The following is a 22,248-nucleotide window of genomic DNA, read 5'->3' as shown; positions in this document are numbered from 1 at the left end:
TGCCAAACGCATCGAAAAAAGAACGATCGTTCACTTTTTAATCGGGCGTGCCGGCAACCACGCGCGCGGCCGCGCCGGGCTGCGGCGTAGCGGCGAGCGTGCCGGGATGAATCGGGAGAACGGGAAGGGCGGTCGAGGGTGTTACGCGGGCAGGTACGCGAGACGCACGTAGATCGGCGCGAACGGCTCGGCCTGCGTGATCTCGAGGAGCGACTCGCGTGCGAGTTCGAGCATCGCGATGAAATTCACGACGACGACCGGCACGCCGCGCGACGTGTCGAACAGCTCGGCGAACTCCATGAAGCGCGCGTTCTGCAGCCGGCGCAGGATCAGGCTCATGTGCTCGCGCACCGACAGCTCCTCGCGGGAGATCTTGTGGTGCTGGACGAGCTTCGCGCGCTTGAGCACGTCGGCCCAGGCAGCGCGCAGGTCGTCCGAATTCACGTCGGGGAAGCGCGGCGTGACGCTCTGCTCGATGTAGACCTCGGCGCGCAGGAAGTCGCGGCCGAGCTGCGGCAACTGGTCGAGCCGCTGCGCGGCGAGCTTCATCTGCTCGTATTCGAGCAGGCGGCGCACGAGTTCGGCGCGCGGATCCTCGGCTTCCTCGCCGGTATCGGCCTTCTTGACCGGCAGCAGCATCCGCGACTTGATCTCGATCAGCATCGCGGCCATCAGCAGGTACTCGGCCGCCAGCTCGAGGTTCGACGTGCGGATCTGGTCGACGTAACCCAGGTATTGCGCGGTGACCTGCGCCATCGGGATGTCGAGCACGTTGAAGTTCTGCTTGCGGATCAGGTAGAGCAGCAGGTCGAGCGGACCTTCGAAGGTCTCGAGGAAGATCTCGAGCGCATCGGGCGGGATGTAGAGATCCTGCGGCAGCTTGAAGAGCGGCTCGCCGTACAGGCGCGCGAATGCCGCGACACCGTCGACCGTGTCGGGCGTCGAATCGGCGCCCGCGGGCGCGGCGATCGCGTCGTCCTGCCGGGCGGCGCTGGCCTCGTCGGCGGCGCTCACGTCGTCAGAAGTTCTGGTAGTAGACGTACGACGTTTGCTTCACGCGCGATTCCTGCTGCTCGGCGCGCTCTTCGAGGTCGATCGGCTGCTTGTCCCACAGCAGGGAGCGGCCCTTGCGCTGCTCTTCCTCGAGCGTCGGCTTCTGCTGCTTGAGCTGGTTCAGGAACTGCGTGACATCGGACTGGTACGGCATGGCTGGGTTTTCCGTTTCGGGCGGCGCACGATGCGCCGGATTCACGATGGCGGGATTTTACCGCATCGCGGGAACGGCCGGCGTCAATCGCGCGTCGAATCCGCGGGCCGGCATGGGGCCGGCGCCCGGAAGCGCACCGCCACGCATGGCGCTGTGGTTCAGGTGGTTTACAAACATTAAGCTTTGGTGCCGGCACCCTGTGGTCAAATACAGGGTTTTTCCACATCACCGTGACAACCGAGGGCGAGGTCATATTTGGCGGGGCAGTCGAACCAGCAAGCACACACGGCACATGACGCGCGCGCGCGCGTGGAACGCAATCGTGCCGGCGCCGCGGCTCGCGCCGCGCGGGTGGCCCTCGCGGGTTGCCTTGCCGCGTGCTTCGCGCTGCCGGCCCACGCGAAGTACGACGTCGACATCGACGCGCCGCGCTCGGTTCGCAAGCTGCTCAAGTCGCATCTCGATATCGCGCGCTTCGCGAAGCGCGACGACATCAGCGACGACCAGTTCGACTTCCTCGTGACCGCCACGCCGCAGCAGGTGCGCGACCTGACCGCGACGGCCGGCTATTTCTCGCCGGTCGTGCGCACCGACGTGCGCACGCGCGACGGCAAGCGCGACGTGCGCATCGCGGTCGATCCGGGGAAGCAGACCATCGTGTCGAGCGTCGACCTGACGTTCAAGGGGCCCATCGACACCGAGGATCCGAAGCAGGAAGCCGCGACCCGTTTCGCGTTCTCGCTGAAGCCGGGCGATCCGTTTACGCAGTCCGACTGGGATGGCGCGAAGGGCGCGGCGCTCAGGCAACTGCAAGCGCACCGCTATCTCGGCGGGAAGATCGCGTCGTCCGAAGCGCGCATCGACCCGCTCACGCAGCGCGCAATGCTCGCGGTCACGTTCGACAGCGGCCCGACGTTCACGATCGGCAAGGTCGACGTCGACGGCGTGCGGCGCTATCCGGAAAAAATCGTCACGAACGTCAATCCGCTGTCGGAAGGCGAAATCTACGACGTGCAGCGCATCACCGAACTGCAGCGGCAGTTGCAGAACACGCCGTATTACGCGAGCGTCGCGATCGACGTCGGCGACGATACGGCGAAGCCCGAGCGCACGCCCGTGCACGTGAAGGTCAGCGAATTCCCGTACAACAACATCCGCGGCGGCGTCGGCTTTGCCACCGACACCGGGCCGCACGTGCAGGGCTCCTATACGTATCTCGACACGTTCGGCGCGGCTTGGCCGCTGACCGTGTCGGGCCGGCTCGACCAGATCCAGCAATACGGGCAGGTCCAGCTGTCGATGCCGCCGGGCGAGAAGGGCTGGACCAACAGCGTGCTCGCGTCGTACACGAACACCAACGTGTCGGACACGCGCATCTACAGCGCGCGGGTCGGCGCGCAGCGCACGCGCACCGGCCAGTTCATCGACTATTCGTATTCGCTGATGTTCTACCAGGACCGGCTCGACCAGAACGGCGCGGGGCCGACCACGAGCCGCGCGCTCGTGCCGCAATGGGCGTGGACGCGCCGCAACGTCGACGATCCGCTGTTTCCGCGCTCGGGCAACCTGATCCACGCGGAGGCCGGCTTCGCGGTCAAGGGCGTGCTGACCGACCAGTCCTTCATCCGCGGCTACGCGCGCGGCCAGCAGTACCTGCCGATCGGCAAGCGCGACCTGTTCGTGTTCCGCGCGGAGCTCGGCGGCGTGTTCACGAGCGGCAGTTCGACCGGCGTGCCGGCTTCGCTGCTGTTCCGCGCGGGCGGCTCGAACTCGGTGCGCGGCTACGGCTACCAGAGCATCGGTAACAGCGTCGACGGTTCCGTGCTGCCGACCAAGTACCTGATGACGGGCACCGCTGAATACCAGCACTGGTTCAACCGCGACTGGGGCGCGGCGACGTTCTTCGACATCGGCACCGCCACCGATGCGTGGGGCGAGCGTGTGTTCTACCCGGGTGTCGGCATCGGCGCGCGCTGGCGCAGCCCCGTCGGACCCATCAACGTCGACGTCGCGTACGGGTTGCGCAACCATAGCGTGCGCCCGTACCTGACGCTCGGCATCGCTTTCTGACCGTACCGCTTCACCGACGACGAACCGCATGACGAAGGACCCGAACGACACGCCGCCGCCTCACGATCCGGACTCGCCCGACGGCGCGCCCGACACGCCGCCGCGCGCGCCGCGTCGCGGGCCCGTCGCGCGGATCGGGCGGTTCGTCGCGTGGACGCTCGCGACGGTCGTGCTGCTCGTCGTGCTGGCGGTCGGCCTCGTGCTGGCCGCGGTGACGACCGAGCACGGCACGCGGCTCGCGTGGCAGGTGGCCGAGCGTGTGCTCGGCGCGCGACTCGCGGGCACGCTCGACGGCGGCTCGCTCGCGACCGGCGTGCGGTTGCGCGGATTCGCGTGGACGAGCCCCGACGGCTCGGGCACGGAAATCCGCATCGACCGGCTCGACGGCCGCTGGGCGCTGACCCGCGCGCCGTGGCGGCTGTCCATCGCGTATCTGCGTGCCGGCACGATCGACGTGCGGATCGCGCCGGGGCCGTCGACGCCGAGTACGATGCCGCAGGACCTCAGCCTGCCGCTGCAGTTGCGGATCGACGACCTGCGCGTCGATCACCTCGCGATCCACGACGGCGGCTCGACGACGCAGCTCGACCATATCGCGCTGAACGGGCGCAGCGACGGCCGTCACCATGAACTCGTGCTCGACGGCGTCGATACGCCGTACGGCGCGCTGACCGCGCGCGCGAAGCTCGACGGTGTGAAGCCGTTCGCGCTGACGGGTGACGCCACGTATGCAGGCAAGCTGTCCGACGAGCCCGTCGATGCGCGTGCGCGCGTGTCGGGCTCGCTCGAGGCGCTCGTCGCCGAGGTCGACGCGAGCGGGATGAAGCTGAACGGGCGCGCGCACGTGGAGGCCGCGCCGTTCGGCGCGGTGCCGCTCACCCGCGCGTCGCTCGCGTTCGATCACGTGAATCCGCAGGCGCTCGCCCCCGGCGCACCGGCCGCCGATCTCGCGGTGCGCGCGGAACTCGCGCCCGTGACCGCGCCGGCCGGGGCCGAGCCCGCGAAGGGTTTCGCGGTGACGGGCCCGGTGTCGATCGTCAACGCGAAGCCCGGCACGCTCGGCGACCACCTGCTGCCGGTGATCGACGCGCACGCGAACGTGCATCTCGATGCGCACGCACAGCGGATCGACGATCTCGCGCTGAAGCTGATCCGCGACGGCAGCGTGACGGGCAACGGCACGCTGACGGGCGGCAAGGGCCGTTTCGCCCTGAAGGTCGCGAATCTCGACCTCAACGCGTTCGTCGCCGAGTTGCGGCCGATGCGTCTCGCCGGCCCGCTCGGCGTGACGCTCGCGGGCGACGTGACGACCGTCGATTTCAACCTGAACGATCCGAAGCTCGCGCTCGGCGCACGTGCGAAGGTCGCGCTGACGCCGCAGCAGACCGTGCTGACCGACGCGCGCGTGACGGCGGGCAAGGGCCGGATCGACCTGACCGGTGTGTTCCGCCACGATGCGCATTCGAGCTACGACGCGAAGGCGACGCTGACCGCATTCGATCCGCTGCTGCTCGCCGCGGCGAGCGCGCCGAAGGCGGGCGGCGGCAAGGCGCCCGCCAAGGCGGCGAAGGCACCGGCCCGGCGCGGCGAGACGCGCGTGTCGGGCACGCTGACGGCGTCGGGCGCATTCGCGCCGCAGGTATCGACGAAGGCGACCTTCAAGCTCGGCGACAGCCTGTACGACGGCGTGCCGCTGACCGGCGCCGGCGTCGTGCAGCTGGCCGGATCGCGCATCTTGCCGAGCAACGCGAACCTGTCGATCGCGGGCAACCATGTCGACCTGCGCGGCAGCTTCGGCGCGCCCGGCGACCGGCTGCGCTTCGTCGTCGACGCGCCGCAGCTCGACCGGCTCGGCTTCGGCGTGGAAGGGCTCGTGCAGGCGCAGGGCGACCTGACCGGCAGCTTCGCGCACCCGAACGTGACGGCCACCTACAAGGCCGAGCGCGTCGTCGTCGGCTCGAACCGGATCGGTGTCGCGCAGGGCCGCGCGGACATCCGCGACGGCGCGCACGGCGCGCTCGTGTTTACGGCCGACGCGTCCGACATCGCGCTCGGCTCGCTGAAGCTGAAATCGCTGCGCGCGAACCTCGACGGCACGCGCGCGAAGCACACGCTCGACGCGTCGGCGCTCGGGGTGGCCGGCGGCCGCGTGATCGACATGACGCTCGCGGCGAACGGCGGCGTGGTCGAGAATCGCGACGGGATGCGCTGGGACGGCACCGTCACGCGTCTTGCGAACCGCGGCACGCCGGCCATCGCGCTGCAGTCGCCGCTGACCGTGTCGGCCGGCACCGGCCGCGTGACGCTCGGCTCGACGCGGCTCACGCTCGAAGGCGCGGCGATCGACCTGAAATCGTTCGTGTTCGATCACGGCCAGATGCGCTCGGCGGGCTCGGTGACCGGAGCGTCGGTCGCGCGTTTCCTCGAGGTCCGCCAGGAGCTGACGGGCCAGCGGCCGCCGGTGCGCACCGACGTCGTGCTCGATGCCGACTGGGATTTCTCGCTCGGCGCGAACGCGACGGGCTATGTGCAGGTGAAGCGCCGCGGCGGCGACGTGACGATCGAGAGCGGGCGCGGCATCGCATCGCTGGGGCTGACCGACCTGTCCGCGCGCGCGAGCTTCACGCCCGGCAACCGGCTCAACGTGACGGCACTCGCGAAGGCGAACCGGATCGGCACGCTCGATGCGAACGTCGTCGTGCCGTTCGCGCTGCGAGACGGCATGTTCGGCGTGGTCGACGATGGCCCGCTGTCGGGCCGCATCGACGCCGACATCCCGGCGCTGAAGACGACCGGCAACTTGTTCGGGCCCAGCTACCTGCTCGGCGGGCGGGCTGCGCTGAAGCTGACGGTCGCGGGCACGCCGGCGAAGCCGAACCTGTCGGGGATGCTGACGGGCGACGACCTGTCCGCGACGCTCATCGACCAGGGCGTGCAGCTGAAGGACGGCATCGTGCGCGTGAAGTTGTCGGAAAACCTCGTCGAATTCCAGCAGGTCGAGTTCCACGGCGGCGACGGTACGCTGCGCGCACTCGGCCGCGTGCGCCTTGACGGCGAAGCCCCCGACCTGACTGCAAGCATCGTCGCGGACAAGCTCGAGCTGTTCGCGGCGCCGGATCGCAAGCTGTCGCTGTCGGGCAAGGCGACGGTCGCGAACGACGGGCCGCGCGGCGCGCTGTCGATCGACGGCAAGTTCGTCGTCGACCGCGCATTGTTCGACCTGCCCGAGGAATCGGCGCCGCACCTGTCGGACGACGTGGTGATCATGCAGCCGGGCGGCACGGTGCGCGGCGAGACGCCGACCGGTTCCGCGGTCGCGAAGCCGAAGCCGGTCGAGGACAAGCCCGCACCGTCGCTCGCGCCGCGCGCGAACATCGACGTCGGCCTCGGCAACAACTTCCGCTTCAAGGGCCACGGCGCGGATCTCGGGCTGCGCGGCACGATCACCGTGATGAGCGCGCCGGGCGTGCCGCTGCGCGCGGTCGGCAACGTGCGCGTGACGGAAGGGTCGACGTACACGTCGTTCGGCCGCAAGCTCGCGATCGAGAACGGCTTCTTCACGTTCAACGGCCCTGTGTCGAACCCGGGCGTCAACATCCTCGCGATGCGGCGCAACCAGGAGGTCGAGGCCGGCGTGCAGGTGACGGGCACGATCCAGTCGCTGACGGTCAAGCTCGTGTCGGAGCCGAACGTGACCGACAACGAAAAGCTGTCGTGGCTGCTGTTCGGGCACGGCACGGACCAGGGCAACAACGTCGGCCAGCAGGGGGCGATGACGGCGGCGCTCGGCCTGCTCGGCAGCGTGACCGGCAAGCGCGTCGCGCAGACCTTCGGTCTCGACGAAGTCTCGGTCGGCCGCAGCGAAGTCGGCCTGACCGATCCGCAGGTCGTGCTGGTGTCGAAGGCGATCAACGAGCGCTTCGTGCTCGGCTTCGAGCAGGGGCTGCAATCCGCGGCCAACGCGTTCAAGGCGACGATCAACCTGACGCGCTTCTGGTCGGTGTCCGCCTACGGCGGCACGTTCCAGGGCGTCGACCTGAACTACACGCGGCGTTTCGATCGTTGGTTCGGCAGTGACGGCGGACGCGGGCGGCGCGCCGAGCAGCCATGAAAATCTATGGTCAGCCCGATTTTTGCAAGCGAGGCAGTGTTGACCTAAAGTGGACTTGCTCGAATCTATCCGGGGTCGCGGATGGGAAAGATCCCGCCCCATGATGGGAGCCGCGCCGGGCAAACCTCAAAAAGCCCACAGCATTGAGGTGCTGTTTTTTGTGTCAGGTTACTTGCCCGGCCGTTGAGTCGTTTATGCCTTCACGTATCTCGCGTCGCAAAACCAGAGGTGACTACTGAAACTGAAGCCGTAAGCGATAGGAAGCGTCAGACTGAGGGAACAGCCTCGATGCTCCGGTAGTGTGTCCCTTTGGCGAGGATGGCCCAGGCGATCCTCGCCAGTTTGTTGGCCGGGCACAGGCCACCACGTTCGAGTGTCGCCGCGCCAACAGGCTGCGAATCCAGACGCCCAATGCATCCGTGCGGTGCTCGATGCGCTGCATGATGGCCCGCGCACATTGCACCAGCAATCGTCGCAGTTCCTTGTCGCCACGCTTGCTGATGCCCAGTAGCGTTGGTTTGCCGCCGGTGCTGTACTGCCGCGGCACCAGACCAACCGAAGCTGCAAACTGCCTTGCTGAGCCATATTGCTGGGCATCGCCCAACTCAGACATCAACACGCTGGCGGTCATCGGGCCAATGCCAGGAATCTCGAGCAGTCGTTCACTGCGTTCATCCTCGTGTAGCTGGGTAAGCAACTCACGTTCGAGCTGGTGGATCTGCTCGTCCAGATACTTGAAGTGCGCCTGCAAACGTTCGAGCACGACCACCAGCCTCGGCGGCAACGATTCTGCCTCGAGCACGGCAGGCAGTCGCCGGATCACTGCCATGCCGCGCGGCAAGCTGATACCGAACTCCAACAGAAACGCATGAATCTGATTGATCGTGCCGGTGCGGTCACGCACCAGCCGCTCGCGCACACGGTGCAAGGCTGAAACGATTTGCTGGGCTTCGTTGTGCGGGCTCACGAAACGCATGCTCGAACGAGCGGCTGCTTCGCAGATCGCCTGGGCGTCCGCGAAATCGTTCTTGTTGCCTTGCCGGAACGGTTTGACGAATTGCGGAGAAATCAGCTTGGCCTCATGGCCCAGCGCTTGAAGTCGACGTGCGATCCAGTGAGCACCGGCGCAGGCCTCCATGACCACAATGCAACGCGGAAAATTGCCCAGCAGCGTGAACATCTGGCTACGCGTGAGCTTTTTACGGAACACCATCCTGCCTGACGCATCCTGTCCATGCAGGTGGAAGCAGTGCTTGCCGAGATCGATTCCGATCAGCGATACCGTGTCCATGATGGCCCTCCAGAAGGACAAAATCCTCACTCAGCGTAGTCCACTGAGTGAGGATCGGGCTGACCATCCTATTAAGCCCCGCACATCGTGCGGGGCTTTTTTTCGCGCAAGCGGCAGCGCGTTCGGCTTACTTCACGCGCATGCCCGGTTTCGCGCCGCTGTGCGGCTCGAGGATGTAGAGGCCCGGCTCGGCCTTCTCGTCGGCGGCCGACGCGGCGAGCACCATCCCTTCGGACAGGCCGAACTTCATCTTGCGCGGCGCGAGATTCGCGACCATCACGGTCAGCTTGCCGACGAGCTGCTCGGGCTGGTATGCGGACTTGATGCCCGAGAACACGTTGCGGGTCTTTTCCTCGCCGACGTCGAGCGTGAGCTGCAGCAGCTTGTCCGAACCCTCGACGGCCTGGCACGCGACGATCTTCGCGATGCGCAGGTCGATCTTCGCGAAATCGTCGATCGAGATCGGTGCGTCGTCCGCGCCGTTCACGGCAGCCTGCTTCGCGTTCGCCTTGACGTTGCTCTTCGCCTCCTTCGCGGCGTTCGCGCTCGCGGCAGCCGCGCCGGTGGCTTCGGCCTGCAGCGAATCGCGGTTCGCGGCGAGCAGCGCTTCGATCTGCTTCGGGTCGACGCGCGTCATCAGGTGCTGGTACGCCTTGATCGGCTGTTCCGACGACAGCGGCTTCGCGGCATCGGCCCAGGCGAGCGGCGCGATGCCGAAGAACGACTCGACGGCTTCGGCCACGCGCGGCATCACCGGCTTCAGCGCGAGCGACAGCAGGCGGAACGACTCGAGGCTCACGCTGCAGGTTTCGTGCAGCGCGACCGCGTTGGCCGGATCCTTCGCGAGATCCCACGGCTTCGCACCGTCGACGTACGCGTTCACTTCGTCCGCGAGTTCCATCGTGTGGCGCAGCGCGCGGCCGTATTCACGGGCTTCGTAGCTTGCGGCGATCTGCGGAATCGCCTCGCGCAGCTTCGCGACGAGCGGATGGTTCATCGCGCTGTCCTGCACGCGGCCGTCGAAGCGCTTGATCAGGAAGCCTGCCGCGCGGCTCGCGATGTTCACGTACTTGCCGACGAGGTCGCTGTTCACGCGCGCCTGGAAGTCGTCGAGGTTCAGGTCGATGTCTTCCATCGTCGCGTTCAGCTTCGCGGCGAAGTAGTAGCGCAGCCATTCGGGGTTCAGGCCCGTGTCGATGTAGCTCTGCGCGGTGATGAACGTGCCGCGCGACTTCGACATCTTCGCGCCGTCGACGGTCAGGAACCCGTGCGCGAACACGTTGGTCGGCGTGCGGTGGCCCGAGAACTCGAGCATCGCCGGCCAGAACAGCGTGTGGAAGTACAGGATGTCCTTGCCGATGAAGTGATACTGCTCGGCCTTCGAGCCCGGGCGGATCCATGCATCGAAATCGATGCCGTTACGGTCGCACAGGTTCTTGAAGCTCGCGTAGTAGCCGACCGGCGCGTCGAGCCACACGTAGAAATACTTGCCGGGCGCGCCCGGGATCTCGAAGCCGAAGTACGGCGCGTCACGCGAGATGTCCCAGTCGGCGAGCTTGGCTTCGCCGGCATCGCCGAGCCACTCGCGCATCTTGTTGGTCGCTTCGGGCTGCGCGAGGCCGCTCACCCATTCGCGCAGGAACGATTCGCAGCGCGGGTCGGACAGGCGGAAGAAGTAGTGCTTCGAGGTCTTGCGCACCGGCGTCGCGCCCGACACGACCGAATACGGGTTCAGCAGTTCGGTCGGCAGGTACGTCGAGCCGCACACTTCGCAGCTGTCGCCGTACTGGTCCTTCGCGTGGCACTTCGGGCACTCGCCCTTGATGAACCGGTCCGGCAGGAACATTTCCTTGACCGGATCGTAGGCCTGCTCGATTTCGCGTTCGGCGATGAAGCCGGCTTCCTGCAGCGCGAGATAGATCTTCTCGCTCAGCACGCGGTTCTCGTCCGAATCGGTCGAGTAGAAGTTGTCGAACGACACGCCGAAGCTGTCGAAGTCGCGCTTGTGTTCGGTCCACACGCGATCGATCAGCTGCTTCGGCGTCAGGCCTTCCTTCTCCGCGCGCAGCATGACCGGCGTGCCGTGCGTGTCGTCGGCGCCGATGTAGTAGACCTCGTGGCCATGCATTCGCAGCGTCCGCACCCAGATGTCGGTCTGGATGTACTCGACCATGTGGCCGATGTGGATCTGCCCGTTGGCATAGGGCAGTGCGGACGTAACGAGGATCTGGCGGCTGCCTTGCGGCGCCGCAGCCTGCACGGAAGTGAGGTCGGATGCGGACATAGGGTCTGGAGAAGAACAGCGGGAAAAACGACGGGAAACTGCGATTCTAGCAGGGGCGCGGGCCGGCGCGGCGGGCAGGCGCCCCGGGCCGGGCGCCGCAAGGGGCGTGGCCGCACATGCGGCGTGCCCGGCAGCGTTGTGTTGCGGTGCAGCACGAATTCTGCGGGCAAAAAAAACCGGGGCGGATACGGCCCCGGAGCAACAACGACAAGAGGAGAATGGTGACGCGCCGGCAACACCAGCCGCGTACCGTAAATACTGACCACGGCCTGCGACAGAAGTTCGAAAAATTTTTCGATTTGTTACCGGCCCCGACGGAAGCCTTGTCCGGCGGGGCTGCGCGGGCTGAGGGCCCGCGCCTTCCCCTCGTCGAGCGCTTACTGCGCCTGCGCTGCGCGCAGGTAGATTTCGACGCGACGGTTCTGTGCGCGGCCGGCTTCGGTCGCGTTGTCCGCGATCGGGTTCGACGCGCCCATGCCTTGCGCCGACAGGCGGCCGCCGCTCACGCCGCGCTGCGTCAGTGCGTTCACGACGCTTTGCGCGCGGTTCTGCGACAGCGTCTGGTTCAGCTGGGCCGAGCCGGTGCTGTCCGTGTAGCCGACGATCGAGGCCGTCACTTGCGGGTTCTGGTTCAGCGTCGTCGCCAGGTCGTTCAGCAGCGGCGTGAAGGCCGGCGTGATCGCGTACTGGTTCGTCGCGAACGTCACCGAGCTCGGCACGTTCAGCTTCAGCGAGCCGTCCGGCTGCTCGGTCACTTGCGTGCCCGTCTGCGCGGCCGACGGTGCGAGCTTGTTCTTGATCGCCTGCCAGTTGTAACCCGTCACGCCGCCGACCAGTGCGCCGACGCCCGCGCCGATCGCCGCGCCCTTGCCGCCGCCCGCCAGTGCGCCGATGCCTGCGCCCAGCGCCGCACCCGTGCCGGTACCGACGGCCGTATTGTTGCCTTGCTGCGTGGCGCAGCCTGCCAGCAGTGCGCCGGCCAATGCGAAGACGGACAAGCGGGTCGCGATTTTCATGTTCATCTTGGATTCCTCTCTTGGTTGAACGAGTCGACAACGACGACAACAACAGTTACGGCTCCCTGCGCGGGCCGCCCGAAAAAGGAGGGCAGGCCCGTGCTCGCGGCAGCCGCCGAGGTGGCTGCATGCCCTGTCCGTCAGCGTGGCTGTTCGGACAGTGCGACGCGTCAGCCTCTACAATATAGGCGGTAAGTGGCCGATTTGGCCCCATAGCATGCCGCACGCGAAGAGTGCGCCGGGTCGCGCGTTCGCGCAATGGCGTGCAACAGATTCTTTCACTTTTCCCGATTTTCGCGCCTTAATTTGATATTTTTTGACGTTTGCGCGCGAGAAAAACGTTTTCACGGAGTTTCGATGAGCATTGACCGGGCACAAGTCGACGCCGCTTTGGCGGCTGTCGTCGACCCCAATACCGGCCGTCCGTACGCGGCGAACAAGGGCGTGCGCAACGTCGCGATCGACGGCGACGTCGTGGCGCTCGACGTGGTGCTCGGTTATCCGGCGCGCAGCCAGCACGACGACGTGCGCGCGCGCGTCGCCGCGGCGCTCCAGGCCGTGCCGGGCGTGCGCGACGCGCGCATCGCCGTGTCGCAGGAGATCGTCGCGCACACGGTGCAGCGCGGCGTGAAACTGCTGCCGAACGTGAAGAACATCGTCGCGGTTGCGTCGGGCAAGGGCGGCGTCGGCAAGAGCACGACGGCCGTGAACCTCGCGCTCGCGCTTGCCGCGGAAGGCGCGTCGGTCGGCATTCTCGACGCCGACATCTACGGCCCGTCGTTGCCGACGATGCTCGGCATCCACGGCCAGCGCCCCGAGTCGCCGGACAACCAGTCGATGAACCCGCTCGTCGGCCACGGGCTGCAGGCGAACTCGATCGGCTTCCTGATCGAGGAAGACAACCCGATGGTGTGGCGCGGCCCGATGGCGACTTCCGCGCTCGAGCAGTTGCTGCGCCAGACCAACTGGCGCGAGCTCGACTACCTGATCGTCGACATGCCGCCCGGCACGGGCGACATCCAGCTGACGCTCGCGCAGCGCGTGCCCGTGACGGGCGCGGTGATCGTCACGACGCCGCAGGACATCGCGCTGCTCGACGCGAAGAAGGGCCTGAAGATGTTCGAGAAGGTCGGGATTCCGATCCTCGGCATCGTCGAGAACATGAGCATCCATACCTGCTCGAACTGCGGCCACGAGGAGCACATCTTCGGCGCCGGCGGGGCCGAGCGGATGGCGAAGGAGTACGGCGTGAACGTGCTCGGCAGCCTGCCGCTCGACATCGCGATCCGTGAGCGCGCCGACAGCGGCACGCCGACGGTCGTGGCCGATTCCGACGGCGCGCTGGCGCGTCGCTATCGCGAGATTGCACGCGGCGTCGCGCTGGCGATTGCCGAGCGATCGCGCGACATGACGTCGAAGTTCCCGTCGATCGTTGTTCAAAATACGTAAAACCCTTGCGGGGCGGGGCCTCACGCTGTTTACGGCGCCGCGAGGCGCGGTATCATGGCGACTTTTCCCGGGTCCCTTTACCCGCCCGGCGCGGCCGTCGTGTCAAACGGCCGTCAGCCGGCATGAGGATCGAATGAAACAACGACATCACGGCGTGTACGCCGGCCGCGTGCGGTGCGCGCTGCTGGCCGCCGCCGCGCTGGGCCTGCTGGCCGGCTGTACCTCCTTTTCCTCGTCGCACGAAAAACGGGCCGACGCGCAGCTGCAGCCGACGGTCGGTTCGCAGGCGCGCGGCGCGGTGACGTTCGTCGAGCGTCCGGACGGCGTGCAGGTTACCTACAACCTGGCCGGGCTGCCGCCGAACAGCGATCACGCGTTGCAGGTACACGAACGCGGTGACTGCAACTCGGGCGACGGCTCGAGCGCCGGCCAGGTGTTCGCGCCGGCGGCCGACCGGCTGCGGGCGGGCGCCCGCGTCGCCGGCGATCTCGGCAACATTCACGCGGACGCGAATGGCGTCGCGGCCGGCTTCATCGTCGCCCCCGATCTGGCCCTCGATGGCGTGCGCTCGGCGATGAACCGCGCGGCGCTCGTGCATCGCGAGCCGAGCGATCCCGCATTTCCGCAGCATGGCGCGGGGCCTGCGCTTGCCTGCGGCGTGATCCGTTGACGGCTGCCGCATGCGGCGCCCGATGATCGCGTAAAATGGCGGCCTTTCCTGGCCGCTCCCTCGTGCGAGCGGCCCCTCCTGACTGTCACGCAGCGTTTCCTGGCGCCCTGATATGAGCATCAAGTCCGACAAATGGATTCGGCGCATGGCCGAAGAGCACAAGATGATCGAGCCGTTCGTGCCCGATCAGGTCCGCGCGTCCGAGGACGGCCGCCGGATCGTCAGCTACGGCACGTCGAGCTACGGCTACGACATCCGCTGCGCGGACGAATTCAAGATCTTCACGAACATCAACTCGACGATCGTCGATCCGAAGAACTTCGACGAAGGTTCGTTTGTCGATTTCAAGGGCGACGTGTGCATCATCCCGCCGAACTCGTTCGCGCTGGCCCGCACCGTCGAATATTTCCGCATCCCGCGCACCGTGCTGACCGTCTGCCTCGGCAAGTCGACCTACGCGCGCTGCGGGATCATCGTCAACGTGACGCCGTTCGAACCCGAGTGGGAAGGCTACGTCACGCTGGAATTCTCGAATACCACGCCGCTGCCCGCGAAGATCTACGCGAACGAAGGTGTCGCGCAGGTGCTGTTCTTCGAAAGCGACGAAGTGTGCGACGTGTCGTACGCCGATCGCGGCGGCAAGTATCAGGGTCAGCGCGGTGTCACGCTGCCGAAAACCTGATCTGGTTGCATAACGTCTCACCAGTTTCCGGGTGACCGCTGCGCGTGACGCGCCGCGGTCGTTCTTTTTGGAGAATCGCCCATGAAGTTTCGTTTCCCCGTCGTCATCATCGACGAAGATTTCCGCTCCGAGAACATCTCGGGCTCCGGCATCCGGGCGTTGGCCGAAGCGATCGAGAAGGAGGGCGTCGAAGTCCTCGGCCTCACGAGCTACGGCGATCTGACGTCGTTCGCGCAGCAGTCGAGCCGCGCGTCGTGTTTCATCCTGTCGATCGACGACGACGAACTCATGCTCGGCGAGACCGGCCAGGACGGCGATCTGCCCGAACTCGCGACCGCGATCATCGAGCTGCGCGCGTTCGTCACCGAAGTGCGCCGCCGCAACGCGGACATCCCGATCTTCCTGTACGGCGAGACGCGCACGTCGCGCCACCTGCCGAACGACATCCTGCGCGAGCTGCACGGCTTCATCCACATGTTCGAGGACACGCCGGAGTTCGTCGCGCGCCACATCATCCGCGAGGCGAAGGTCTATCTCGACTCGCTCGCGCCGCCGTTCTTCAAGGAGCTCGTGAAGTACGCGGACGAAGGCTCGTACTCGTGGCACTGCCCGGGCCACTCGGGCGGCGTCGCGTTCCTGAAGAACCCGCTCGGCCAGATGTTCCACCAGTTCTTCGGCGAGAACATGCTGCGCGCGGACGTCTGCAACGCGGTGGACGAACTCGGCCAGCTGCTCGACCACACGGGCCCGGTCGCGGCGTCCGAGCGCAACGCGGCGCGCATCTTCAGCGCGGATCACCTGTTCTTCGTGACCAACGGCACGTCGACGTCGAACAAGATCGTCTGGCACGCGACGGTCGCACCCGGCGACATCGTGCTGGTCGACCGCAACTGCCACAAGTCGATCCTGCACGCGATCACGATGACGGGCGCGATTCCCGTGTTCCTCACGCCGACGCGCAACCATTTCGGCATCATCGGGCCGATCCCGCGCGACGAATTCAAGCCGGAGAACATCCGCAAGAAGATCGAGGCGAACCCGTTCGCACGTGAAGCGATGCGCGAGAACCCGGACATGAAGCCGCGCATCCTGACGATCACGCAGAGCACGTACGACGGCGTCGTGTACAACGTCGAGATGATCAAGGACCTGCTCGGCGACCTGCTCGACACGCTGCACTTCGACGAAGCATGGCTGCCGCATGCGACGTTCCACGACTTCTACCGCGACATGCACGCGATCGGCGACGGCCGTCCGCGCACCGGCGCGCTCGTGTTCGCGACGCACTCGACGCACAAGCTGCTCGCGGGCATCTCGCAGGCATCGCAGATCGTCGTGCAGGATTCGGAGAACCGCACGTTCGACAAGCACCGCTTCAATGAGGCGTACCTGATGCACACGTCGACGAGCCCGCAGTACGCGATCATCGCGTCGTGCGACGTCGCGGCCGCGATGATGGAGCCGCCGGGCGGCACCGCGCTCGTCGAGGAATCGATCGCCGAGGCGATCGACTTCCGCCGCGCGATGCGCAAGGTCGACGCCGAATACGGCGACGACTGGTTCTTCAGCGTGTGGGGCCCGGACAACCTGTCGGAAGAGGGCATCGGCTCGCGCGAGGACTGGATGCTGAAGCCGAACGACCACTGGCACGGCTTCGGCCCGCTGGCGGAAGGCTTCAACATGCTCGACCCGATCAAGGCGACGATCATCACGCCGGGGCTCGACGTCGACGGCGAGTTCGGCGAAACCGGCATTCCGGCCGCGATCGTCACGAAGTACCTCGCCGAGCACGGGATCATCGTCGAGAAGACCGGCCTGTACTCGTTCTTCATCATGTTCACGATCGGCATCACGAAGGGCCGCTGGAACTCGATGGTGACCGAGCTGCAGCAGTTCAAGGACGACTACGACAACAACCAGCCGCTGTGGCGCGTGCTGCCGGAATTCGTCGCGCAGCATCCGCGCTACGAGCGTGTCGGCCTGCGCGACCTGTGCACGCAGATCCACGACGTGTACCGCGCGAACGACATCGCCCGCCTGACGACCGAGATGTACCTGTCGGACATGGAGCCGGCGATGAAGCCGTCGGACGCGTTCGCGAAGCTCGCGCACCGCAAGATCGACCGCGTGCCGCTCGACGAGCTCGAAGGCCGCGTGACGAGCATCCTGCTCACGCCGTACCCGCCGGGCATTCCGCTGCTGATCCCGGGCGAGCGCTTCAACAAGACGATCGTGAACTACCTGCGGTTCGCGCGCGACTTCAACGAACGCTTCCCGGGCTTCCACACCGACATCCACGGCCTCGTCGCGGAAGAGGTGAACGGCCGCGTCGAGTACTTCGTCGACTGCGTGCGCGACTGATGGCGACGCACGGACGAATCCAGGCGATGCGTGCGGCGCTGGCCGCGCTCGTCGTCTGGGCGGCAGGATTGACGGGGCTCGCGGGCGCGGGTGTCGCCTATGCGGAAGTCGCGGCGGCCGACCCGATCGACGTCGCGATGCGGCAATGCCTCGCGCGGCGCGACCGGTCGTCGCCGGCCGGCCAGATCCAGTGCATGGGCGAAGCGCAGCAGCAGTGGCAGGCAGTGATGGACGGCGCGTACCAGCGCCTGTTGAAGGACGCACCGGCCGATGCGAAGCGCGGCTGGCAGGACAGCCAGCGCCATTGGCTCACGTGGCGCAAGGATGAAGTGCATCTGCTGACGGCCGTGTACGACACCACGCGCGGCACGTCGTACGCGATGTCGAGTGCCGACCTGCAGCTGCAGCCCGTGCGCGATCGCGCGCTGGCGCTGCGCGCTGCGGCCGATCGCTATGCGCCGGCGCCCGCGGCCGTGCCGGTCGCGGCTACGAGCGGCGCGCAGGGCAGCGCGGGGATGCCCCGAGCGCGGCCCAGGGTGCGGCCAAGCCGAACGGCAAGCCGGCGAACGCGCCGCGCGATCCCGCCGTGCGCCGCGTGCGGCCGTGCGAACAGGACGCCGCGTGCGAACACGCGCTGTTCGACTTGAACCGCTATTACCAGAAGCTGCGCCGCAAGATGCCCGCGCATTCGGCCGCGACGCTCGTCCGCGCACAGCGCGCGTGGGTCGGGTTCCGCGATGCGACGGCGCCGCTCGTCGGCGAGGACGGCCGTGTCGACCTGATCGGCGCGCGCATCGCGACGATGAAGCGGCTGTCGGAGACGGCCGGCAACAAGTAAGCGCAATGGCGATGCCGACGGTTCGGCGAGACGGCAAAAAGCAAAACGGGCACCCAAGGTGCCCGTTTTTCATTTGGCGGCCGCGATTCACGCCGGCCGTTGCTTGTCGAGCTCGCCGAACCACGACGGCACGAGCGCGACCGCGTCGTCGAGCGACGCGAGCACGTGCAGGCTCAGCGCGACGATCTCGGGTGTCGGCGCCTTCAGGTCGGGCACGGTGACGACCGATGCGCCCGCGCCGGCGGCCGATTGTGCGCCGAAGTCGCTGTCCTCGAACGCGACGCAGGCGTGGGCCGGCACGCCGAGACGTTCGGCCGCGAGCCGGTAGACGGCCGGGTCGGGCTTGCCGCGCGAGACTTCGTCGCCGCCTGCGATCGCGCGGAAGAACGGCAGCACGCCGACCGCGTCGAGCCGCGCGCGGATGACCTCGCACGCGGACGACGACGCGACCGCGCACGGAATGCCGGCCTGCGCGAGCGCATCGAGCAGCGCGAACGCGCCGGGCTTCAGCGGAAACTTCGGATGCGGTTCGGGCGCCGCGAGCTGCTCGCGCACGCGGATGCGCACCGCGTCGAACGTATCGGGGTTGCCGATCAGCCGTGCCAGGATGACCTGGCCTTCGGCGAACGAGCGGCCGACGATCTGCAGGTAGTCGGTGGTGGTCAGCGTGACGCCGTGCGCATTCGACACGTCGATCCACGTGTTCATGATGGTCCGCTCGGAATCGACGAGCAGGCCATCCATGTCGAAGAGCGCGGCGGAAAAGGTCATCGGCGGCATTCGGGAAGCAGGGAAGGCGATGGGCAGCGCGACGGCCGCCCCAATGAAAAACGGACGCCGAAGGCGTCCGTCCGGAACAGCGGGCTTACTGGCCGAGCGCGGCGCGCGCAGCCTTGACCGCCGCACGCACCTGGTCGGGCGCGGTGCCGCCCGGGTGGTTGCGGCTCGCGACCGAGCCCTCGAGCGTCAGGTAGCCGAACACGTCTTCGCCGATCAGGTGCGCGACGTTCGGCAGTTCCTGCTTCATCTCGTCGAGCGTCAGGTCGGCCAGGTCGATGCCGCGGTCGTCGCAGATCTTCACCGCGTGCGCGACGGCTTCGTGCGCATCGCGGAACGGCAGGCCGCGCTTCACCAGGTAGTCGGCGAGGTCGGTGGCGGTCGAGAAGCCCTGCAGCGCGGCCGCACGCATCGCGTCCGGCTTCACGGTGATGCCGGCAACCATCTCGGCGAAGATCCGCAGCGTGTCGACAACGGTATCGACCGTGTCGAACAGCGGTTCCTTGTCTTCCTGGTTGTCCTTGTTGTACGCGAGCGGCTGGCCCTTCATCAGCGTCAGCAGCGCCATCAGGTGGCCGTTCACGCGGCCCGTCTTGCCGCGCGCGAGCTCGGGCACGTCCGGGTTCTTCTTCTGCGGCATGATCGAGCTGCCGGTGCAGAAGCGGTCGGCGATGTCGATGAAGCCGACGCGCGGGCTCATCCACAGCACGAGCTCTTCGGAGAAGCGCGACACGTGCGTCATCACGAGCGCGGAGGCGGCCGTGAATTCGATCGCGAAGTCGCGATCCGATACCGCGTCGAGCGAGTTCGCGCAGATGCCATCGAAGCCGAGCGTCTTCGCCACGGCGTGACGATCGATCGGGTAGCTCGTGCCGGCGAGCGCGGCCGCGCCGAGCGGCAGGCGGTTCACGCGGGTGCGGCAGTCGCGCATGCGCTCCGCGTCGCGCGAGAACATCTCGACGTACGCGAGCAGGTGGTGGCCGAACGTGACGGGCTGCGCGACCTGCAGGTGCGTGAAGCCCGGCATGATCGTGTCGGCATTCTGTTCCGCGAGATCGAGCAGCGCGCCGCGCAGGTCGTTCAGCAGGCCGCCGATGCGGTCGATCTCGCCGCGCAGCCACAGGCGGATGTCGGTCGCGACCTGGTCGTTGCGCGAGCGGCCCGTGTGCAGGCGCTTGCCGGCGTCGCCGATCAGTGCGGTCAGGCGCGCCTCGATGTTCAGGTGGACGTCTTCCAGGTCGAGCTGCCATTCGAATTCGCCGCGCTCGATTTCACCCTTGATCTGCGCCATCCCGCGTTCGATCGCAGCCAGGTCGTCGGCGCTGATGATCTTCTGCGCGGCGAGCATGTTCGCGTGCGCGAGCGAGCCGGCGATGTCGACGAGCGCGAGGCGCTTGTCGAAAAACACCGACGACGTGTAGCGCTTGACCAGCTCGGACATCGGTTCCGAGAAGCGGGCCGACCAGGCCTCGCCCTTTTTGTGCAGTTGGGACGTCATGGCGATTCTTCGAAGGGGATGTTTGGGCGGCGTGGGCCGCCGAGGGAATCCCGCGATTCTAACATTCGCGGGCCTGCCCGCCGCGGCGCGCGGCCGTTCGCAGCGGCCTGCCGGACGTAGCCTGCGCAGGCCGGCCCGTTCAGTCGCGCACCAGCACGACCAGCTTCAGGTCCTCGCGGTGCGCGGGCTTCAGCGTGATCTGCTGGTACACGAGGCGGCCGTCGGCCGGATGGTCGAATTCGCGCAGGCCGCCTTCGCGTTCGAACACGTCCTGCGATGCCCAGTACTGCGCGAACGCGTCGCTGCCGGCGGTCAGCGCGTCGATCAGCGCACGCGTGGGCGCATCGGTCAGGTGACGGATCGAATCGGCGCGGAATTCGGCCGCGAGCCGCCGCGCGCGGGTTTCCCAGTCGACGATCAGCGTGCGTGCCGCCGGCGACATGAACGTGAAGCGCAGCAGGTTGCGGTCGTGCTCGCCGTCGAGCCAGCCGGAAAAGAGCGCGGCGGCCGGCGCGTTCCATGCGAGCGCATTCCATTGCCGGTCGAGCACGTACGCGGGCGTCGCGATCGCCGCGACGGTCGCGGCGAGCGTCGGCGGCAGGTCGCCGCCCGCGACGTCGGGCTCGGCCGGGTCGCGTTGCGCGGCCAGCTCGAACAGGTAGGCGCGCTCGGCCTTCGACAGTTGCAGCGCGACGGCGATCCGCGCGAGCGCGTCGGCGGATGCCGAAACCGGGCGGCCCTGTTCGATCCACGTGTACCGAGTCGGGCTGACGCCGCACAGCTGCGCGACTTCCTCGCGTCGCAGCCCCGGCGTGCGGCGGCGCGGGCCGGGCGGCAGGCCGACGGCCTGCGGCGACAGCCGCTCGCGGTGGGCGCGGATGAATTCGCCGAGCGCACGGGCGGGCGTGGCGTCGAGCGGCGGGACGGGAGCGGAGGACGGATGGTTCATGCGGAGACGGCGAAATGGAAACGGGGGCGCGCAACGATCAGACGGGTGTATCGAATACCAGAATAACTGCTTAACTTGTACTGGTACAACCGCAGGCCTATTGTAGCGGCTCGCGCGCTGCCAGGGCAGCGGGCGTCCCACAAACGCGTGCATGGGGCCGGAGCAGATGCCGAGGCGTCTGTCGCACCGGCAACGGTACAAAGGAGCGAACGATGAAACACCACGACCAGGTCGCCGACGCATTCGGCACGACGGCCGCCGCCTATCTGACGAGCACGGTCCACGCGACGGGCGCGGATCTGCAGACGCTCGCGGACGCGGTGCGCGCAACGCCCGATGCCGCGGTGCTCGATCTCGGCTGCGGCGCCGGCCATGCAAGCTTCGCCGTCGCGCCGCACGTGCGCGACGTGGTCGCCTACGATCTCGCCGCGCAGATGCTCGCGACCGTCGACGCCGCCGCGCGCGAACGCGGGCTCGCGAACATCCGTACGCAGCAGGGGCCGGCCGAGCGACTGCCGTTCGAGACGGCGACGTTCGACTGGGTCGTGAGCCGGATGAGCGCGCACCACTGGCACGACATGCGCGCGGCGCTCGCCGAGGTGCGCCGCGTGCTGAAACCGGGCGGCCGCGTGTTGATGATCGATATCGCCGGCAACGACCATCCGCTTCTCGATACGTACCTGCAGGCCGCGGAAGTGCTGCGCGACGCGTCGCACGTGCGCGACTACCGGGCGGACGAATGGCTCGCGATGTTCCGTGAAGCCGGCTTCGACGCGCACGTGCACAGCCGCTGGCGGCTGCCGATCGATTTCGATACGTGGGTCGCGCGCATCCGCACGCCGGCCGACAGCGTCACCGGCATCCGCGCGCTGTGGGCGCATGCGCCGGACGAGGTGCGCGGCTACTACGCGGTGCAGCCGGACGGTTCGTTCGAACACGACGCGTTGCTGATCGACGCGCACTGAGCGCGAGGTGCACCGGCACGGTTTCGCCCGCGCATGAAAAAAGCCGCGATACGCACCATCGCGTATCGCGGCTTCTACGA

The 22,248-nt window shown here is 67.4% G+C and carries 14 protein-coding genes and 2 pseudogenes; 8 read left to right on the top strand and 8 right to left on the bottom strand.

From position 1 onward, the window contains the following. Nucleotides 1–141 precede the first annotated feature (141 nt). Together LXE91_RS01050 and LXE91_RS01045 are read right to left on the bottom strand one after the other, a co-directional pair. Nucleotides 142–1,014, bottom strand: coding sequence for a segregation and condensation protein A (locus LXE91_RS01050; protein ID WP_011352890.1), 873 nt, complete (start codon nucleotides 1,012–1,014; stop codon nucleotides 142–144). 4 nt (nucleotides 1,015–1,018) lie between these two features. Next, complete coding sequence (locus tag LXE91_RS01045; protein WP_006478107.1) at nucleotides 1,019–1,207, bottom strand: DUF3460 family protein; 189 nt, start codon at nucleotides 1,205–1,207, stop codon at nucleotides 1,019–1,021. Between the two features lie 255 nt (nucleotides 1,208–1,462). Between LXE91_RS01045 and LXE91_RS01040 the strand changes: the two genes are divergently transcribed. Together LXE91_RS01040 and LXE91_RS01035 are read left to right on the top strand one after the other, a co-directional pair. Continuing rightward, nucleotides 1,463–3,277: an autotransporter assembly complex protein TamA gene (locus LXE91_RS01040; protein WP_039368015.1), complete on the top strand. Its 1,815-nt coding sequence runs from the start codon at nucleotides 1,463–1,465 to the stop codon at nucleotides 3,275–3,277. A 28-nt stretch (nucleotides 3,278–3,305) separates the two neighbouring features. After that, complete coding sequence (locus tag LXE91_RS01035) at nucleotides 3,306–7,388, top strand: translocation/assembly module TamB domain-containing protein (RefSeq protein WP_039368012.1); 4,083 nt, start codon at nucleotides 3,306–3,308, stop codon at nucleotides 7,386–7,388. Between the two features lie 266 nt (nucleotides 7,389–7,654). Here the strand turns inward: LXE91_RS01035 and LXE91_RS01030 are convergent. The 3 genes and pseudogenes from LXE91_RS01030 to LXE91_RS01020 all read right to left on the bottom strand — a co-directional run bounded on the left by LXE91_RS01030 (nucleotide 7,655) and on the right by LXE91_RS01020 (nucleotide 11,985). Beyond that, nucleotides 7,655–8,679 (bottom strand): annotated as a pseudogene (locus LXE91_RS01030) (IS110 family RNA-guided transposase). A gap of 127 nt (nucleotides 8,680–8,806) precedes the next feature. Next, nucleotides 8,807–10,963 carry a methionine--tRNA ligase gene (gene metG, locus LXE91_RS01025; protein ID WP_039368601.1) on the bottom strand — a complete coding sequence of 719 codons (2,157 nt, stop codon included), beginning with the start codon at nucleotides 10,961–10,963 and terminating at the stop codon, nucleotides 8,807–8,809. 377 nt (nucleotides 10,964–11,340) lie between these two features. Then, nucleotides 11,341–11,985, bottom strand: coding sequence for a YiaD family glycine zipper/OmpA-like lipoprotein (locus tag LXE91_RS01020; protein ID WP_039368599.1), 645 nt, complete (start codon nucleotides 11,983–11,985; stop codon nucleotides 11,341–11,343). A gap of 351 nt (nucleotides 11,986–12,336) precedes the next feature. On the opposite strand from LXE91_RS01020, the gene apbC reads away from it, so the two are divergent. From apbC to LXE91_RS00995, 5 genes and pseudogenes are all read left to right on the top strand, one after another. Then, nucleotides 12,337–13,428, top strand: a complete 1,092-nt coding sequence (gene apbC / locus LXE91_RS01015; RefSeq protein ID WP_039368595.1) for an iron-sulfur cluster carrier protein ApbC — start codon at nucleotides 12,337–12,339, stop codon at nucleotides 13,426–13,428. 133 nt (nucleotides 13,429–13,561) lie between these two features. After that, complete coding sequence (gene sodC, locus LXE91_RS01010; protein ID WP_039368592.1) at nucleotides 13,562–14,098, top strand: superoxide dismutase [Cu-Zn]; 537 nt, start codon at nucleotides 13,562–13,564, stop codon at nucleotides 14,096–14,098. Nucleotides 14,099–14,210: 112 nt separating this feature from the next. Next, entirely contained in the window at nucleotides 14,211–14,780 is a 570-nt protein-coding gene (dcd, locus tag LXE91_RS01005) for a dCTP deaminase (protein ID WP_006398615.1), read from the top strand. Between the two features lie 81 nt (nucleotides 14,781–14,861). Beyond that, nucleotides 14,862–17,141 carry an arginine/lysine/ornithine decarboxylase gene (locus LXE91_RS01000; protein ID WP_039368586.1) on the top strand — a complete coding sequence of 760 codons (2,280 nt, stop codon included), beginning with the start codon at nucleotides 14,862–14,864 and terminating at the stop codon, nucleotides 17,139–17,141. Next, nucleotides 17,141–17,979 (top strand): annotated as a pseudogene (locus tag LXE91_RS00995) (lysozyme inhibitor LprI family protein). Before LXE91_RS01000 ends, LXE91_RS00995 begins: the two are co-directional and overlap by 1 nt. 87 nt (nucleotides 17,980–18,066) lie before the next feature. Here LXE91_RS00995 and LXE91_RS00990 read toward each other — a convergent pair. The 3 genes from LXE91_RS00990 to LXE91_RS00980 form a co-directional block, all read right to left on the bottom strand. Continuing rightward, nucleotides 18,067–18,750, bottom strand: coding sequence for an HAD family hydrolase (locus tag LXE91_RS00990; protein ID WP_039368580.1), 684 nt, complete (start codon nucleotides 18,748–18,750; stop codon nucleotides 18,067–18,069). 94 nt (nucleotides 18,751–18,844) lie between these two features. Continuing rightward, a complete protein-coding gene (gene argH, locus LXE91_RS00985; protein WP_039368578.1) occupies nucleotides 18,845–20,254 on the bottom strand; it encodes an argininosuccinate lyase in 1,410 nt (469 codons plus the stop codon). A 139-nt stretch (nucleotides 20,255–20,393) separates the two neighbouring features. Further along, nucleotides 20,394–21,203 carry a helix-turn-helix transcriptional regulator gene (locus tag LXE91_RS00980; protein WP_278068105.1) on the bottom strand — a complete coding sequence of 270 codons (810 nt, stop codon included), beginning with the start codon at nucleotides 21,201–21,203 and terminating at the stop codon, nucleotides 20,394–20,396. A gap of 212 nt (nucleotides 21,204–21,415) precedes the next feature. Here LXE91_RS00980 and LXE91_RS00975 point away from each other — a divergent pair, with 212 nt between their 5' ends. After that, nucleotides 21,416–22,168, top strand: a complete 753-nt coding sequence (locus tag LXE91_RS00975; RefSeq protein WP_039368573.1) for a class I SAM-dependent methyltransferase — start codon at nucleotides 21,416–21,418, stop codon at nucleotides 22,166–22,168. Nucleotides 22,169–22,248: the final 80 nt, after the last annotated feature.

Origin of the sequence: Burkholderia contaminans, assembly GCF_029633825.1 — a bacterium.
GTDB lineage: Bacteria > Pseudomonadota > Gammaproteobacteria > Burkholderiales > Burkholderiaceae > Burkholderia > Burkholderia contaminans.
The sequence above is the reverse complement of the archived record's forward strand: the minus strand, read 5'-3'. Positions and strand labels throughout refer to the sequence as shown.